Annotated in this window: 13 protein-coding genes and 1 pseudogene; 3 read left to right on the top strand and 11 right to left on the bottom strand. The window is 61.6% G+C overall.

The features are described from left to right. Positions 1-71 precede the first annotated feature (71 nt). The 4 genes from ACXIUA_RS11920 to lspA form a co-directional block, all read right to left on the bottom strand. The gene (locus ACXIUA_RS11920; RefSeq protein ID WP_457976935.1) at positions 72-1739 is read right to left on the bottom strand and encodes an efflux RND transporter periplasmic adaptor subunit; all 1668 of its coding nucleotides are present in this window, start codon (positions 1737-1739) and stop codon (positions 72-74) included. Positions 1740-1803: 64 nt separating this feature from the next. After that, complete coding sequence (locus tag ACXIUA_RS11915) at positions 1804-2352, bottom strand: hypothetical protein (protein ID WP_457976934.1); 549 nt, start codon at positions 2350-2352, stop codon at positions 1804-1806. Next, positions 2345-3235, bottom strand: coding sequence for an RluA family pseudouridine synthase (locus tag ACXIUA_RS11910; protein WP_070976582.1), 891 nt, complete (start codon positions 3233-3235; stop codon positions 2345-2347). The genes ACXIUA_RS11915 and ACXIUA_RS11910 overlap by 8 nt, the downstream gene beginning before the upstream one ends. A gap of 44 nt (positions 3236-3279) precedes the next feature. Further along, on the bottom strand, positions 3280-3792 hold the full coding sequence (gene lspA, locus ACXIUA_RS11905; RefSeq protein WP_457976933.1) for a signal peptidase II: 513 nt from the start codon (positions 3790-3792) through the stop codon (positions 3280-3282). A 72-nt stretch (positions 3793-3864) separates the two neighbouring features. Here lspA and ACXIUA_RS11900 point away from each other — a divergent pair, with 72 nt between their 5' ends. Together ACXIUA_RS11900 and ACXIUA_RS11895 are read left to right on the top strand one after the other, a co-directional pair. Next, a complete protein-coding gene (locus tag ACXIUA_RS11900) occupies positions 3865-4797 on the top strand; it encodes a DUF6263 family protein (RefSeq protein WP_070362227.1) in 933 nt (310 codons plus the stop codon). Between the two features lie 34 nt (positions 4798-4831). Next, positions 4832-6529, top strand: a complete 1698-nt coding sequence (locus ACXIUA_RS11895) for an ABC-F family ATP-binding cassette domain-containing protein (RefSeq protein WP_070976578.1) — start codon at positions 4832-4834, stop codon at positions 6527-6529. A gap of 7 nt (positions 6530-6536) precedes the next feature. On the opposite strand, the gene ACXIUA_RS11890 is transcribed toward ACXIUA_RS11895, so the two are convergent. Next, positions 6537-7127, bottom strand: a complete 591-nt coding sequence (locus ACXIUA_RS11890) for a hypothetical protein (RefSeq protein WP_256041660.1) — start codon at positions 7125-7127, stop codon at positions 6537-6539. 130 nt (positions 7128-7257) lie between these two features. Here ACXIUA_RS11890 and ACXIUA_RS11885 point away from each other — a divergent pair, with 130 nt between their 5' ends. Beyond that, a complete protein-coding gene (locus ACXIUA_RS11885) occupies positions 7258-8169 on the top strand; it encodes an asparaginase (protein WP_457976932.1) in 912 nt (303 codons plus the stop codon). Here the strand turns inward: ACXIUA_RS11885 and ACXIUA_RS11880 are convergent. The 6 genes and pseudogenes from ACXIUA_RS11880 to rpsP form a co-directional block, all read right to left on the bottom strand. Then, complete coding sequence (locus ACXIUA_RS11880; RefSeq protein ID WP_070976574.1) at positions 8158-9543, bottom strand: DNA polymerase IV; 1386 nt, start codon at positions 9541-9543, stop codon at positions 8158-8160. The two genes, ACXIUA_RS11885 and ACXIUA_RS11880, sit on opposite strands and share 12 nt — an antisense overlap. A gap of 6 nt (positions 9544-9549) precedes the next feature. Next, positions 9550-12738, bottom strand: a complete 3189-nt coding sequence (gene ileS / locus ACXIUA_RS11875) for an isoleucine--tRNA ligase (protein ID WP_457976943.1) — start codon at positions 12736-12738, stop codon at positions 9550-9552. Positions 12739-13082: 344 nt separating this feature from the next. Then, positions 13083-13265: pseudogene (locus tag ACXIUA_RS11870) on the bottom strand (DivIVA domain-containing protein); the annotation flags it as partial. Between the two features lie 10 nt (positions 13266-13275). Then, on the bottom strand, positions 13276-14463 hold the full coding sequence (trmD, locus tag ACXIUA_RS11865; protein WP_457976931.1) for a tRNA (guanosine(37)-N1)-methyltransferase TrmD: 1188 nt from the start codon (positions 14461-14463) through the stop codon (positions 13276-13278). After that, positions 14456-14968: a ribosome maturation factor RimM gene (rimM, locus tag ACXIUA_RS11860; RefSeq protein ID WP_457976930.1), complete on the bottom strand. Its 513-nt coding sequence runs from the start codon at positions 14966-14968 to the stop codon at positions 14456-14458. Before rimM ends, trmD begins: the two co-directional genes overlap by 8 nt. Positions 14969-15058: 90 nt before the next feature. After that, positions 15059-15553: a 30S ribosomal protein S16 gene (gene rpsP / locus ACXIUA_RS11855; protein ID WP_070362270.1), complete on the bottom strand. Its 495-nt coding sequence runs from the start codon at positions 15551-15553 to the stop codon at positions 15059-15061. Between the last annotated feature and the right edge of the window lie 325 nt (positions 15554-15878).

The raw sequence follows: 15878 nt of genomic DNA, 5'->3' as shown, positions 1-15878 counted from the left end.
AACTCTGCGTCGGTGGCATCGTCCTGTACGCGTTGTCGGGAGTGCTTTCGGAAGGGATTCCGTGCCATCGCCTACCCCTCCTTTTCCGCTGGCGCGGAAGACTTCGGCGCTGCAGAAGACGTCGCCGGAGTGGTTGCAGCGGCACTGCCTGTCGGCTTCTTGTCCTTTGCGTCCTTTACCTGCTCAGGATCAAAGTTTTCATCGTTGACCTTCACCGTGGAGCCAACCTTGTCCTTGAAGTTCTCAGGCCAGTTGATCACGATGTCGCCTGGCTTGAGCTCGCCCCCCGTGACAGCGACGTCAACGTCATTCTTCGCACCGGTCTTGACAGTGCGCTCTTCTACGACGCCGCTGGTGTCGCCGGGGTTCTCCGTTGCGAGCACCAAAATCTTGTTCTCGTCATAGACGGCATCGCGAGGAATGTTGATGGAGTTCTTCGCCTCTTCAGTGATAATTTCAGCACGCACACTGCCGCCAAGCAACAGCCCTTCCTTGTCACCGGTGACTTCGATCTCAACCGGGAACATCACCGAGGACCCGCCACCGCTGCCACCTGCGGACATTGCTGCTGCAGCCTCTGCCCCACTACCAGCACTCGCGCCTGTGGAACCGACCGGGGAAACTCGCGTGACGCGCCCAGTGAACTTCTTCTTACCCGTCGCAGTCGAGGTGAACTCAACGCGGTTGTCCTGCTTGATCGCCGGGACGTCCGCCTCGCGCACACTCGCGCGGATCAACAGTCGGGAGTCATCTGCGATGCCAAGGACGCGACCCTGCGGGATATCGCCTACCTGCACGTCAACGTTGGTGACTACGCCAGCCATTGGAGCGTTAATCGTTGCTTCCTGCACTTGGAGCTGCAGCGTGCCGTCGTCGTCAGCGGCAGAAGCATTCTCTGCTGCGCGCCACGCGGAGTCAACCTGTGCCTGGAGCTGCTGCCGCTCCTGCCCGGCCTGCGCCTTGGCGGCCTCCAGCGCGGCTTGCGACTCCTGAAGTGCAGCTCGAGCCTGCTCCACGCTCAGCATCGGGACAGCACCCTGGCCGCCACCCGGAACTTGACCCGGCGCGGCCGGGGCTGCAGGAGGTGCCGTGCGGATGCCGTGGCCGGAACCGCCTGGCAGACGGGAGGACAAATCGCCGGCCATCTTTTGAACGTGGGCTGCGATCTTCGGCGAAGCGATCATCCGTGCGCCACCCTGCGCGGCAAGCGCAGCATCAAGCGCTGCCTGCGCCTGATCCACCTGGGCCTGCGCCTGAGCCACGGCCGGGTTGGAGCCGTTTGCCATCGCCTGGTCGTACGCGTTGAGCTGACTCTTGGCCTGCTCAACGCCCTGCATTGCTTCTGCCTGGGCGCTCGCTTGCTGCTTTTCCTGCTTCGCCAGTTGGCGCTGCAGCGCGTCGGTGTTCATCTGCACCAAGAACTGGTCTTTCGCGACGCGGTCACCGGGCTGGACTGCGAGTCGCTCCACCTCGGACTGCAGCGGGGTCGTGATGCTGACAGAGCGAATCGGCGCGATGTTGCCGTTGACCACGATGCTGTTGGTGAGGTTTTCCTCTGCAGCAATCGTGTAATCTCCGGCGAGCAAACCATCGTGCCCACCGTCTTCACCACCGCCAATAGCGCCGCACGAGGCTGCAAATAACGCTGCAGTTGTAGCCAGCGTGGCACCCACAATTCGCGTTTTCGAAAATCGCTGACGCTGCGGGCTTCGGGCGTTGACTCCAGGATCGGAAACCAATGTCTCTCCTCGTGTTGTTTTCCGCGCATCATTTGGGCGCGCGTATAGGTGCAATCCCGAAAAACTATACACGCCCGCCCTGTGCGTCTATGAAACTTTCGGGCCGGATTGCAAATGCTCCCCACACTGCGTCAGCTGGTAAAACTTCCACAGCAAAAACATCGTTCACATCATTCACATCAGCCAAATGGGCAACAGTGTCGTAGACGACTGCGCCTTCAATGTGCGCTGAGACTTCTCGGAATATTTCGGCGCGCGACGCTCCGGGCGCAGGCTCTCCGACTGGATTCGCACCTAACTTGGTGATCACGGCATTCACACGCCCAATCGGGCGTAGCACTGCGTCTGCTTCTTCTGGGTCTAAAGGATGGCTAAACGATACAAGCGCGAAATGAGCCTGTTCACCTGCCTGCGCTGCCTCCTCGAGGCTCTGCTCCGCGCGCGCCGCGTACGCCTGCGCCGTCTCACCTTGTTCCACCCCAAGGGCATCCCCTTGCAGCACAGGTTGCTCCGGTGGATTATTGACGCCAACAAGGTAGCAGCATCCGTAAAGCAAAGCACCGGCGAGCAACGCCGCGATTGCGCCCCGCCATCCCTTTGCCTGGTTAGCCACGGTTCGCCGATCGCAACATGTCCAAGGCATGCTGCAGGTCGTCCGGGTAGGAAGATTTCACCGTCATTGGCTTTCCGGTACTTGGGTGGTCGAACGTCAAGCTGGTGGCGTGCAGCCACTGTCGGTTGAGCGCAAGTTTGGCGGCAAGGTTCGGGTCACACCCGTACATTGGGTCGCCGACGCACGGGTGCCCTACCGAAGACATGTGGACACGAATCTGGTGTGTGCGCCCTGTTTCCAGATGGACCTCAAGCAGGCTTGCCTGGCGAAACGCCTCGAGCACCTCGTAGTGCGTAATACTCTGGCGCCCATCCGCCGTGACAGCAAACTTCCACCCCGCCGACGGATGGCGCCCGATCGGCGCGTCAATCGTGCCGACAATCGGGTCAGGCAGCCCCTGCACCACCGCGTGGTACGTCTTGTGCACCGTTCGGTCCTTGAACGCACGCTTCAGCACCGAATAGCCACGCACACTATTTGCGACAACCATCACTCCGGACGTGCCGACGTCCAATCGCTGCACAATCCCCTTGCGCTCCGGGGGGCCAGCATCTGGCAGTGTAAAACCCATCGCCTGCAACCCACCGACCACGGTTGGCCCCTCCCAACCCAGTGTTGGGTGGGCGGCAACGCCTACCGGCTTGTCCACAGCGATGACGTCCGCGTCGTGGTAGATCACGTCGAGTCCGTCGACGTGCTCGGCCACAGGCTCCGGCGCGCGCTTCGGCGGTGGCAGCGTGGCCTCCAGCAGGGCGCCCGCAGTAACACGATCGGATTTCTGTACTGGGGAGGCGTCGATAAGTACGCTGCCGTCGGCGATCATCTCTGCCGCAACACTGCGCGAGACCCCAAAGAGCTTTGCAATTGCCGCGTCAACGCGCATCCCCGACAGCCCCTCAGGCACCGGAAGCGCGCGAAACCCCGTACTCACGACCGCGCCTCCTTTGCAAACATCGAGATGACGACGACGGCCACCCCGATGGTGATGGCGGCGTCGGCAAGGTTGAACACTGCAAACGAACCGATGGAGATGTAGTCAACGACATGGCCGAACCAAAAGCCCGGCTCGCGCGCGAGCCTATCGATGAGATTGCCAAGCGCCCCTCCCGCGATCAACGCCACCCCAAGTGTCTCCCACCTGCCAGCAAGGCGTGGGGCATAGATCAACGCACCGATAACGAACACAAGCTGGATCGTCGTGAACAGCCACGTCGAGTTCTGTCCCATCGAAAACGCGGCGCCGGGATTAAACAACAAATACAGACGTGCCCAATCGCCGATGACCGGGACAGGCACTCCAGGCGTCAACGATGCCACCATGATCTGCTTGACTATTTGATCCACAGCAGCAATAGCGAGCATGACGCCGACGATCACACCGAGCGACCGTCGCTTCGCTGACGCCCCGCCGCGCACACGTGATTCCTTTGAATTACCCATCGCAGATAACTGTAGTATGCAAATGCTGTAGCTTGTGAAGTTGTGTTGTACTCCGCTCATCCCAAAAGTTCATTGTTCGGCCCTCTGACCATCACCGCCGCGGTTTTTGCGCTCACTGCATGCAGCGCCGAGGAGCCGGATCCATTCGCTGACATTCCCGAGTTCGCCGTTGAGTCACCAGTCGTGCAGGTACTTTCACAAGGACAAAACCCGCAGGTGTGGAAGTACGAGGACGGCGCATCAGCAGACAGCGAAACTACGGCGCCGCAGCGGGTCGCGCTGTCGCACGCGATTGCGCAGTACCCCGGCGAGGAGGGCTCGGAGCCGGTCATCGCGCGCGAGCACGAGCGCGACACAGTCACGCTGACCGTTTCGACGCACACTTCAGAGAGCAACAACGAGGGTGCTGTGCGCCAGGTAGACCTTGTCGCAGAAGGGTTAGAGCACTCGGATTTAGCGATGCAGAACAGCTTGACGTCAAACGAGGGCTTCCAGATGCGCTGGCACAGCGACCCTAACGGCACAGTATCGGCGGTACAACTGATGCCTACGGCGGATTCCGATGAGGAAGGCCGGGCCATCGCCGAGCAGAACTTGCTCGAGTTGATGTCGTGGCAAGTTGTCTTCCCGGATGAGCCAGTCGGCGTAGGCGGCTCCTGGAAAGTTGAGCAGCGAGGACTTGGTGCCTCGGACATGCTACGGACCACCACGTACACGCTGGAATCCGCACAGGACGCAACACTCGAGCTGAAAGTAGATGTCCAGGAACGCCCGCTCAAGCGATCCATCACGATTGATAACGAGGTCGCTGGCGCCCTAGACGGCACGACGCTGCACGTGGTGAGCAACACTTCGCACTCGGAGGGCTCGCTGACGGTGGACCTGCATTCGCCACTTCCGGTGGGCGGTTCTGTGCTTACCGCTACGCGGCTTGTCTACGGCAGTGACGAAGCCGATACCCGTGTGGCCCAAGACACCACGAGCGTTGTGGACTATAACGTATAAGAGACGGCCCACATTTGATGACGAGGAACATCCCATGACTGCCCCACTGCATATTGGCCTTGACGGCATTTCGTTTTCGTACCCAGGCGGACACCGCGTCCTCACCGACATTTCTTTCGCGGTGCCATCCGGGTCTGTCACCGGGCTCATCGGAGAGAACGGCGCCGGCAAATCGACGCTGCTCGGCATCATCTCCGGAGAGCTGAAACCCGACGCAGGGGTGCTTATCACGCCCCCGATCACGGGCTTCATCCCGCAGGAAACCTCGCTGCCGTTCAGCGAGCCCGCCCAATCACTTATCGACGAAGCCGTAAAAGAGCTTCGCGCTGTCGAGGAAGACATCTCAACCTTTGCGCAGCGCATGGTCGACAACCCAGACGACCAGGAGGCGGCCGACGCATACGACCGGGCGTTGTCCCGCGCGGAAAACTCCGGCGTGTGGGAGTTAGATGCCCGCATCGCTACCGTGTTGGCTGGCCTCGGCCTTGCGAACGTCGACCTGGCCACCCCACTGGGCGAGATGTCTGGCGGGCAACGCCGACGGTTTGCACTGGCCACGCTGCTGCTACACCCGGTGGACGCCATGGTCCTCGACGAGCCGACCAACCACCTCGACGACGAAGCCGTCGACTTCCTCATCGGCGAGCTCGAGGCATTCAAAGGGCCTGTACTCGCCGCGTCGCACGACCGCTACTTCCTCGACACCGCCTGCGACGGCATCGTCGACCTCGACCCCGGCCTTGGAGCCGAGGGCGGCTTCGGCGAGGAGACCCGCCAGGGCACCCGCTACCGTGGCGCGTTCAGCGACTACCTCAAGGCCCGCGAGGACCGACGCCGCCGCTGGGAAAGCGACTACGCAGCGCAAGAGCACGAGCGCGCCAGGCTTGAGAAGGCCGCTGAGCAAACCGGCGAGGACATCTTCCACTCCCAAGAAGCTTCTTCTGACATCCGAATGGCGGCAAAGTACCAGGCGGACCGCGCGGCGAAGACGGTGGGCAACCGCAGGCGCTCGGCGTCGCAACGCCTCGAAGCGCTTGAGCGAACGGAGATTCCGGAGCCGCCGGCTCGCCTGCGCTTCCGCGGCCTTCCGCCGCATACCGCGACCTCGCTTGGACTCCCGGCGCTGGTCACCCAGAACCTCTCCGTTCCTGACCGCCTCGCCCCACTGAGTATCAAAGTGCAGCCCGGCCAGCAGCTCCTCGTTGAAGGCCCAAATGGCTCCGGCAAGTCCACGCTGCTGAAAATTATCGACGGCCAGCTGCGCGACTACGAGGGCGAGATCATCATGCCGGAAGAGATGACCGTCGCACGCCTCGAGCAGGACGACTCGTGGACGGACCTCGACAAAACCGCGGCCGAAGTGTTCGCGGAGCTCACCCCAGAGGGTGTGCCAGACCTCGTAGAAATGGGCCTGATGACCGAGGAGCAGGCGGCGAAGAAGCTCGACGACCTCTCGCTCGGCCAGCGTCGCCGCGTCTCACTCGGCATCATCCTGGCGTGCCCGCCTGACCTGCTGCTGCTCGACGAGCCGACAAACCACCTCTCGCTTGCACTGGCCGAAGAGCTGGAGCACGCCTTGCTCGCATTCGAGGGCACCGTCATCATCACCAGCCATGACCGTTGGGTACGCCGCCAGTGGCACGAGCGCCAGGCCAAGAAAGACGCACGCGCCAGAACTCTGACTCTCGCCACGTTGTGGACTGAGGAGCTCTGGCGCGCGGATAAGCAGTAGTGTCTGCTTAGAGGTTCGGTGCCTGCTGGTAGCCTTCCGCAGGCTGCTCACCTGGCTGCTCTTCAGCCGGGGCTGCCGGCTGCGGAGCGGAGCTCTTGCACATCTCTGGCACCTGCTCAGGCGGCAGGGTGTTGTTGATCAGTGTGCATGCCCAGACCTGAGAAAGCTTCCACACGCCGTCTTCGAAGACGAATTCCACGTCCTCCGCGAGCTGCGGCTGGGAGTCGGGACGGGTGAAGCTGACCGTTGCCAGAACGGTATCCGGGGTGTAGCCAGGAAGCACAGGCGGTACGACCTGGAAGTTCGCGCCGGACTCCTCCTGGGACTGCGCCATCACGTCGAACAGTTCAGGGACGTTCTCGCCGCCCTGGACCGTGTTCACGCGCTCCTCAATCGGCAGGCTTGCATCGGTTGCGCGCATGAGCACTGCGTTGAGTTCTTCAGCGGTTGGCTGCTGCGCGGCGGGCGCGACAGACTCGCTGGTGGCCTGCGTTGCTGTGGTCGCGGGATCATCCTGGCTGTTGTCGCCAGAGCATGCGCTCACGCCGAGCCCGATGCCCAGCGCGGCGGCGACAGCTACGATCGGTGCTGCTTTCACGATTTCTCCTTGAAGCATTGTCTTCAGCGGCTCACGGTCACAGTTAGCGATCCGACACCGCTCTAACCTTGCCAACGTTACCGGCGTTTTTACCTTGGCACCAATACGCCACTCTGGCACGCTGTGAGTTATGGAATCTTTCGTACTGCTCATCGCCACCGGTGGCACCATCGCATGCACCGCAAACTCTGAAGGTGCACTCGTTCCAAGCCTTAGCGCTGAAGACCTCGTCCACTCCAGTGGCACCACCGAGCCCGTCCGCGTGTATGACGCGCTGCGTCTCGACTCGTCCGCGATCACCTTCGCTGACATCGACAAGCTTCGCTCCCTCACTGCACAAGCACTGCAAGACCCGCAGATCAGTGGCATCGTAATTAGCCACGGCACCGACTCCATGGCGGAGACCGCATTCGCACTCGACATCGTGCACGACGACCCCCGCCCTATTGTGCTTACCGGTGCCCAGCACGCCGCCGACCACGAACACCCCGACGGCCCCGGGAACCTCGCGGGCGCAATTGCCGCCGCCGCAGATCCGCTTCGACGCAACAACGGCGTACTCCTCCACTTCGGCGGCGCCACCCTGCCCGCCCGCGGGCTGTTGAAGCGCGACACACACGCCCTCGAAGCCTTCACCTTGAGCAGCGAACGCCCACTTCCCCGCCCCGCAGCACTTGCCTGCAAGCCGTTGGCAGCCATTCACATTCCCATCCTGCGCGCATGGCCCGGCGCGGACGGCGAGATCGTGGATGCCGTGACCAGTATGAACCCGGATGGCATCGTGATCGAGGCGCTCGGATCCGGCAATGTTGGCCCCGGCATGGGTGAGGCAATCACCCGCGCACTCGATTCGGATATCCCCGTCGTAATCACCAGCTCCGTGCCGTACGGCGAGGTCACTTTCGCCTACGGCGGCACCGGTGGTGGCGCTACCCTCGGCTCCCAAGGGGCGATCGCCGCGGGGTTCCTACGCGCTGGTCAGGCGCGCATCGCGCTCGCGACCGCGCTGGCCAACGGCGTGGATCCGGCGTCAGTGTTCTGAGTCGAGCCAGTCCTGCCACGCAAGGGAATCCACCGGGTCCGCTGGCTGGAGCTTGGGGTCGTCGATACGCAATGTGTGCATCTTCCCAGGTCCCGTGGCCCTCGTTTCAAAACGCACGCTCACCCAGCCTTTGCCCGCGCCTTGGACCCAGCCGTGGCCGAAGTCCTCGTGGTAAATGTCCTGGGTGGCGCGCCACACGCCGTTGGTAGGCCCGTCGTATAGCTCGACTGCAACATCGCTGCTGGCCACGTGGTCGCTGACCCCGGATTCGTAATCACTGTCAGCGGGTACAGGCCGGATGATTTCCTGGTCTAGCTCCGGAAACAGCACGTCCTGCAGCGCATCTTCGAGTCCTGAGTAGGACACGCCTACGAGCCGGATCGGGCCGACCTCGTCCGGGTAGCGCACGATGCGAAACGCCGTCGCGCGCAGTGTCTCCGCATCGTCAGTGGCGTAAGGCAGCGTCGCAGAACGCGACTCAATGCGGAAGTCCGCCATCCTTAGCTTCACCGTCACAGTCCTCGCACCGCGCCCATCTTTCAGCAAGCGCCTGTGCGACTCCTCGGCGGCGCGCTCGACCGCGGCGTCAACCTCGGCCGCAGTGGTCAGGTCCTGGGGAAAAGTGTGCTCGGAAGAAATCTGCTTCGCCACGGCCCTCGGCGCCACCGGACGATCATCGTGCCCCCGCGCCAGCTGCCACAACTGCTTCGCGACGACCCCTCCGAGCGCGATATCGACTTCCTTCTCGCTCAGCGCCGCGAAGTCCCCGATCGTTTCAATCCCGGCCTGCGCAAGCTTCGCCTCCGTGACAGGCCCAACGCCCCACAACTCGTTGACGTTCAGAGGGTGCAGCAGCGCTTCCTGCTGTTCGTGAGGCAAAATGTACACCCCGTCGGGTTTTGCCAGGCCCGAGCCGATCTTCGCGTATTGCTTACCACTGCCCGCACCAATCGAGCTTGGCAAGCCTGTCTCATCCTTAATGTCTCCACGTAGCTCGTTGGCCCACTCAAGCACGGTCTCCGGATTCGCTCCCGCGAGCTCCTCGGGCTCCATGAACGCCTCGTCGATAGAGAGCTGCTCCACGACGCTGACCCTGCGCTCAATGATTTCAAACACGCGTTGCGACGCCACCTTGTACACCGGGCGCCGCGGGGCAACGAGCACCGCTCGCGGACCCACCAGCTTCGCAGCTTGGTGGGTCGGCATTGCGGAACGCGCCCCATACTTGCGGGCTTCATAGCTTGCGCCCGCGACAACGCCCCGCCCGTTGACACCAGCAACGAGGACGGGGCGTCCACGTAACGTTGGGCGTGTGAGCTGCTCACAGGATGCGTAGAACGCATCCATGTCGATGTGCAGGACCCAACGTTTCATCGCAAATTACTGCTTAGCAATCGCTGCGCTCACACCTTCGTGAATCGTGTGCGCCTCGCCGTTGAGCGTCTCGACGATCTCGAAGGACGTCGCGAGCGTCTCATGCGCGATGTGCTCAGCGTGGCGCTGCGCCCACTCGACCTTGTCGGAAGGTACGCACAGCTGTACCGAGATGCGGTCAGAGACTTCGTATCCTTCCTGCTTACGAGCATCCTGCAGACCACGAATCACGTCTGCTGCCCAGCCCTCGGCCTCGAGCTCCTCGGTCAGCTCCGTATCAAGCACGACCAGGCCAACGACGGCATCGGTAGCGTCAACCCGAGCGGTACTCGTCGGGTCCTCAGCCACTAGGCGCTCGGTGTAGAGCTCCGGGGTGAGCACGATGTCGCCGTCGACAACAACGTTTTCGCCTTCTCGGACGTAGTTGCCTGCCTTGACGTTCTTGATAGCGCGCTGTACGTCACGGCCCAGCGTTGGACCCGCGACCTTCGCGTTCACCACAACCTCGAAGGAACCAACGGAGTCGACGTCGTCAGTCAGCACGACTTCCTTCACGTTGACCTCATCCTTGATCACGGACGCGAAGTCCTGCAGCTGGTCCGAGCCCGCCAGCGCCACCGTGAGCTTCGGCAGTGGCAAGCGGTTGCGCAGCTTCTTCGACTTACGCACCGACGAAGCAGCGGAGCACACCGCGCGCGTTGCATCCATCGCGCTGACTAGTGCAGGGTCCGCCGGGATTGCATCCGCGGACGGGAAGTCCGCCAAGTGCACCGAGCGACCACCGGTCAGGCCACGCCAGATGACCTCACTGATGTACGGCAGCAACGGGGCCGTCACACGGGTCAGGATCTCCAGGACCGTGTACAGCGTGTCAAACGCCTCAGGATGCTCCTCCTGACCCGCCCAGAAACGGTCGCGTGACCGGCGCACGTACCAGTTCGTCAGCGAGTCAGCGAAGCGACGGACCTCGTCACAGGCGTCCGCGATGCGAGTGTCGTCGAGCGCCTCCTTCACCGCAGCCACGAGGTCATGCGTCTTCGCCAAGATGTAGCGGTCCAGCACATCCTGCGAATCGACGCTGAACTTCGCCTCCTCGGAGGAGTACAACTGCAGGAAGGTGTACGCGTTCCAGATCGGCAGCAACGCGTGGCGCACGCCCTCGCGGATGCCCTGCTCCGTCACGATGAGGTTGCCGCCACGAAGAATTGGCGAAGACATGAGGAACCAACGCATCGCGTCGGAACCATCACGGTCGAAGACCTCGTTGACGTTCGGGTAGTTCCCCTTCGACTTCGACATCTTCAGACCGTCATTGCCCAGCACGATGCCGTGCGCAACGACCTTCTTATACGCCGGGCGGTCGAAGAGTGCCGTCGCCAAGACATGCTGCACGTAGAACCAACCACGCGACTGGCCCGAGTACTCCACGATGAAGTCCGCAGGCTGACGAGCGTCGTGCTCCTCAACATTCTCAAACGGGTAGTGGTACTGCGCAAACGGCATCGAACCAGAATCAAACCAGCAGTCCAACACGTCCGGCACGCGACGCATCATCGACTTCCCGGTCGGATCGTCCGGGTTCGGGCGGACCAGCTCATCAATGTCTGGGCGGTGCAGCGACTTCGGGCGAACGCCGAAGTCCTTCTCCAGCTCTTCGAGCGACCCATAGACGTCCACACGCGGGTACTCCGGGTTATCCGACACCCACGCCGGCACCGGTGAGCCCCAGTAGCGGGTACGCGAAATGTTCCAGTCACGCGCGCCTTCCAACCACTTACCGAACTGGCCGTCCCGAATGTGCGATGGGATCCAGTCGATCTCCTGGTTCAGCTCCACCATGCGGTCGCGGAACTCAGTGACCTTCACAAACCACGCCGGAAGCGCCATGTAGATCAGCGGCTCGCCCGAACGCCAGGAGTGCGGGTAGGAGTGTTCAATCGTCTGGTCACGGACCACGCGGTGCTTCGCACGAAGGTCACGGATGATGTCACGGTTCGCATCAAAAACCAGCTTGCCTGCGTACTCCGGCACCAGCGAGGTGAACTTACCATCAGCATCAACCGGGATGACTAGGTCGATCCCGTACTCCTGGCAGGTGTACATATCGTCTTCACCGAACGCAGGCGCCTGGTGAACAACGCCCGTGCCGTCCTCGGTGGTCACGTAGTCCGCGTTCAACACCATGAACGCCTTTTCCTGGTCACGGAAGTAGTCGAAGACCGGCTCGTACTCCAAGCCCTCGAGCTCGGAGCCCTTGAAGGTGGCGACAACCTCGCGCTCCTCGCCGAGCTCCTTCGCGTACGCGCCGATGAGCTCCGTCGCCAGCAGCAGCTTCTTGCCGACGACCACCTCTTCACCGTCCGCACCAACACGGACCAGCGAATACTCAACGTCCGGATGGACCGCAAGCGCCAAGTTCGACGGCAGCGTCCATGGCGTAGTGGTCCAGGCGATCGCAGCTGCGTCGTGCAGCTCAGGGTGCTGCTTCCAGGTCTCCGCAGCAGCAAATCCTTCACGCCCACCCGTAAACGGCATCGTTACGGTTACGGTCGGATCCTGGCGGTTGCGGTAAGAATCATCCAGACGCGTCTCTTGGTTCGACAGCGGCGTATGCTCCGCCCACGAGTACGGCAGCACGCGGAAGCCCTGGTAAATCAGCCCCTTGTCATACAGGGTCTTAAACGCCCACATGACGGACTCCATGTACGGCAGTTCCATCGTCTTGTAGCCGTTATCGAAGTCCACCCAACGAGCCTGGCGAGTCACATACTCTTTCCACTCATCGGCGTAGTGCATCACGGACTTGGCACAGTACTCGTTGAACTGTGCCAGACCCATGTTTTCGATCTCAGCCTTATCCTTGATGCCGAGCTGCTTCTCAGCCTCGAGCTCCGCGGGAAGGCCGTGGCAGTCCCAACCAAACACGCGCGGAACGTAGTAACCAGCCATCGTGCGGTAGCGTGGCACGATGTCCTTGACGTAGCCCGTCAGCAGGTGGCCGTAGTGTGGCAAACCGTTGGCGAACGGAGGGCCGTCGTTAAACACATATTCTTCGCAGTCTTCGCGCTGCTTCAGCGATGCCTGGAACGTATCATCCTCGTTCCAGTACTTCAGTACCTGCTCCTCCTTTTTTGGAAACGCGGCACTTCCCCCGGTCAGATCTACCTTTGGGTAGACACTTCCGACCTTGCTCATCTCCGTCTCTCCTTCACGCACAATGCTTACCTTGTCACAGGGACGCAGCGAACAACGCCACGCGGTACCACCCTGCTTGAAGTCCGCCGTGAGACGAACTTCCGCTTCATTTGCGGTGAAAGAAATAACGCTTCCTAATTACGTCCGGTTCTACTAAGCAATAGCGCACTGTAGCGCAACAGCTGTTCTTCCGGAAACGCTCCCCGATGATGGTCGGATCATCACGCGCTACCGCACCACCAGGTGGTGAAGCACGTAGCTTGTCTCATTCTAGCCCTTTGTCCCCCAGAAATGGCAACAACCACCACTCACCGCAGTGAATGGTGGCTGATGTTTGAAAGAAACTACTTATTGCCAGCGTCGCCGCTCGGAGCGGACGTGCCACGGGTCTCAAGCTCCTCCAGCTGGGACTCGAGCAGTGTGCGCAGGCGAGTGCGGTACTCGCGCTCGAAGGTGCGCAGCTCAGCGATGCGGTTCTCGAGGGCGGTCTGCTGCTGCTTCACCGTGTTCATGATCTCGGTGTGCTCATTCTAATGCTTATGCGTTCCCATCCACGAGGCGGGTCGATCCGTACCAGTAGGTACCTCTGGGCAGGCCTGCAACCACCGCTTGCGTCGCAGCGTCCAGCTCGAGCGCGGTGCGGCCGCGCACCTCGAGCCTGCACAAAGACTCAAGAGGCGGATGCCCCTCCTTCAACAGGTAATCGGTCTCAAGAATCGACTCATCCTCGCAGTGCGGGCCGATCGGCTCCAGTGAGATTTTGGGCTCGCGGTAGCCAGCCTTGCGCAACGCACGGGCCAAAGACTTGCGCGCCTTCGGCCAGCGCTTCTCGTCGACGAGCACCTGCATTGCCGTCACGACGTCGCGGCCGTACAGCGCAAACTCGTCATCCTCATCGAGCTCGGCGGCGTCCAATAGCTCCGGGCGGACTTGCTGCGTGCGCAGCAGCGATGCATCACGTCGGTAGCGCTCCACCTTGGCGTGATCACCCGAAAAGAGCACGTCAGGGGCGCCGATCCCGCGCCACGTTCGTGGCTTTGTGTAGCTCGGTCCCTCAAGCAACCCATCGGAAAAACTATCGTCCTCGTGGCTCTGCGTATTGCCCAGCACCCCGGGGATCAGACGGGTGACGGCCTCCACGATCACCAACGTAGCCACCTCCCCGCCGATTAGCACGTAATCGCCGATAGAGACCTCGCGCACCCGGTACCGCTGCTGGGCGTCAACAAAGACTCGCTGGTCAATACCCTCGTAGCGGCCACAAGCAAACACGATGTGGGACTCGCGCGACCACGCCTGCGCATCCTGCTGCGTAAACGGCGATCCCGCCGGAGTAGGCACAATCAGCAGTGGTTGCTCAGCAGACTCGCCTTCGCGGACATCACTAACTTCATACGGCCGTGGCGCGACGGCGTGGACCTCATCGTGGCGGGCCTTGTCATTGCGGTGCGGTGCGGCGGAACGCAACCCTTCACCTTCGTTGCCAGCTGCCACGGCATCAAGCGCCTCACCCCACACATCCGGGCGCATCACCATACCAGGCCCGCCGCCGAGCGGAGGGGCGTCGACAGACTTATGTACACCAAGCCCCCACTGTCGAAGATCATGCACGCGGACGCTCACAATCCCCTGCTCAATCGCCTTGCCCAACAACGCGTGGCGCAGCGGCTCAAGGTATTCGGGGAAAATGGTGACAATGTCGAGCCTCAAGGTGTGCCTAGACATTGAGCAAACCCTCAGGCGGGGTGATGGACAGGAAGCCCTTCTCCAGATCTACTTCGGGCACAATATCGCTCACGAACGGCACGAGGACCTCACGGCCGTCATACTCAACCTCCAGAATCTGGCGCCCCGGCGTATGCATCACACCTGTGACCTGCCCGATCTCCTCCCCATCAAGACGCACGTTCAGTCCAATCAATTCGTGATCGTAGAACTCATCCGGGTCCGCGTCCTCCCCGCGTTCAAGCGGCGTCGCGAAGAACTTCAGCCCTCGCAGCCCCTCAGCGGCGGTACGGTCCGGCACCTCTTCGAAGCTGAGCAACAGGCGTCCTTTGTGCGGGCGGGCAGTCGCAACGGTGAGTTCAACTTCCTTCCCCGTTTGCGTACCGCGCAGCTTGCTGCCCACCGCGAAGCGAACCTCGGGCTGGTCCGTGTGCACTTCCACCGCGACTTCGCCCTTAATACCGTGAGTCTTCACGACCCGACCAATCAGTAGCTCCATGCTCAATTACCCTACTTTTCGACGCCCACTTCGCAAACAAAAAACGGCACGCCCTCCGACCACACGGATCGGGAACGTGCCGTTGCGAGGTTCGGATTAGTCCTCGGACTCCTCAGCCGGGGACTCCTCTTCAGCGGACTCCGCAGCCTCAGCAGCTGCAGCTGCCTCAGCCTCTGCGGCAGCCTTGGCCTCAGCCTCTTCCTTCGCCTTCTTGCGCTTCTCGGTGATAGCTTCAGCGGTCGGGCCGTTGTTGGCCTCCTCGAGAGCCTTGTTGAACAGGTCAAGCTTGGATGGCTTCTCCTCAGCAACCTTGAGGGTGCCCTCAGCACCGTCGAGGCCCTTGTGCTTCTGCCAGTCGCCGGTAATCTTCAGCAGAGCGAGCACAGGCTCGGTCGGCTGCGCACCAACGCCGAGCCAGTACTGAGCACGCTCGGAGTCGATCTTGATGAGGGAAGGCTCCTGCTTCGGGTGGTAGATACCGATGTTCTCGACAACCTTGCCATCACGACGAGCCTTCGCATCAGCGATAACAACACGGTACTGCGCGTTACGGATCTTACCGACGCGCTGCAGCTTAATCTTTACAGCCATGAAAATCTTCCTTTACGGTCACCGGGCAGTACAGACACCCGCCAACACGATAGGCGGGCCGGTTCAACCCTTCTTCTTTACCCTGCGCGTGACTGGTTGGGCGACATCGCACATCTCTGCACGTGACGGGTCCAACGCGAACGCAGTTTGGTCCTGTTCAAAACCTGCATACACAGATAATCAACCTGAAAGAGGTTACCCCATAGCGAACCAATTCCCAAACAGGACTTGTTATCTAGGCAGATAGTTACCATTTGCCTGCCTGTTGCGGGTATCGTCTTTTCAGTTGCCCGCCGAAAAATAGCATGAAGCGTAATGAGGGCGC

This window comes from Corynebacterium sp. UMB8791 (assembly GCF_054166365.1).
The sequence above is the reverse complement of the archived record's forward strand: the minus strand, read 5'-3'. Positions and strand labels throughout refer to the sequence as shown.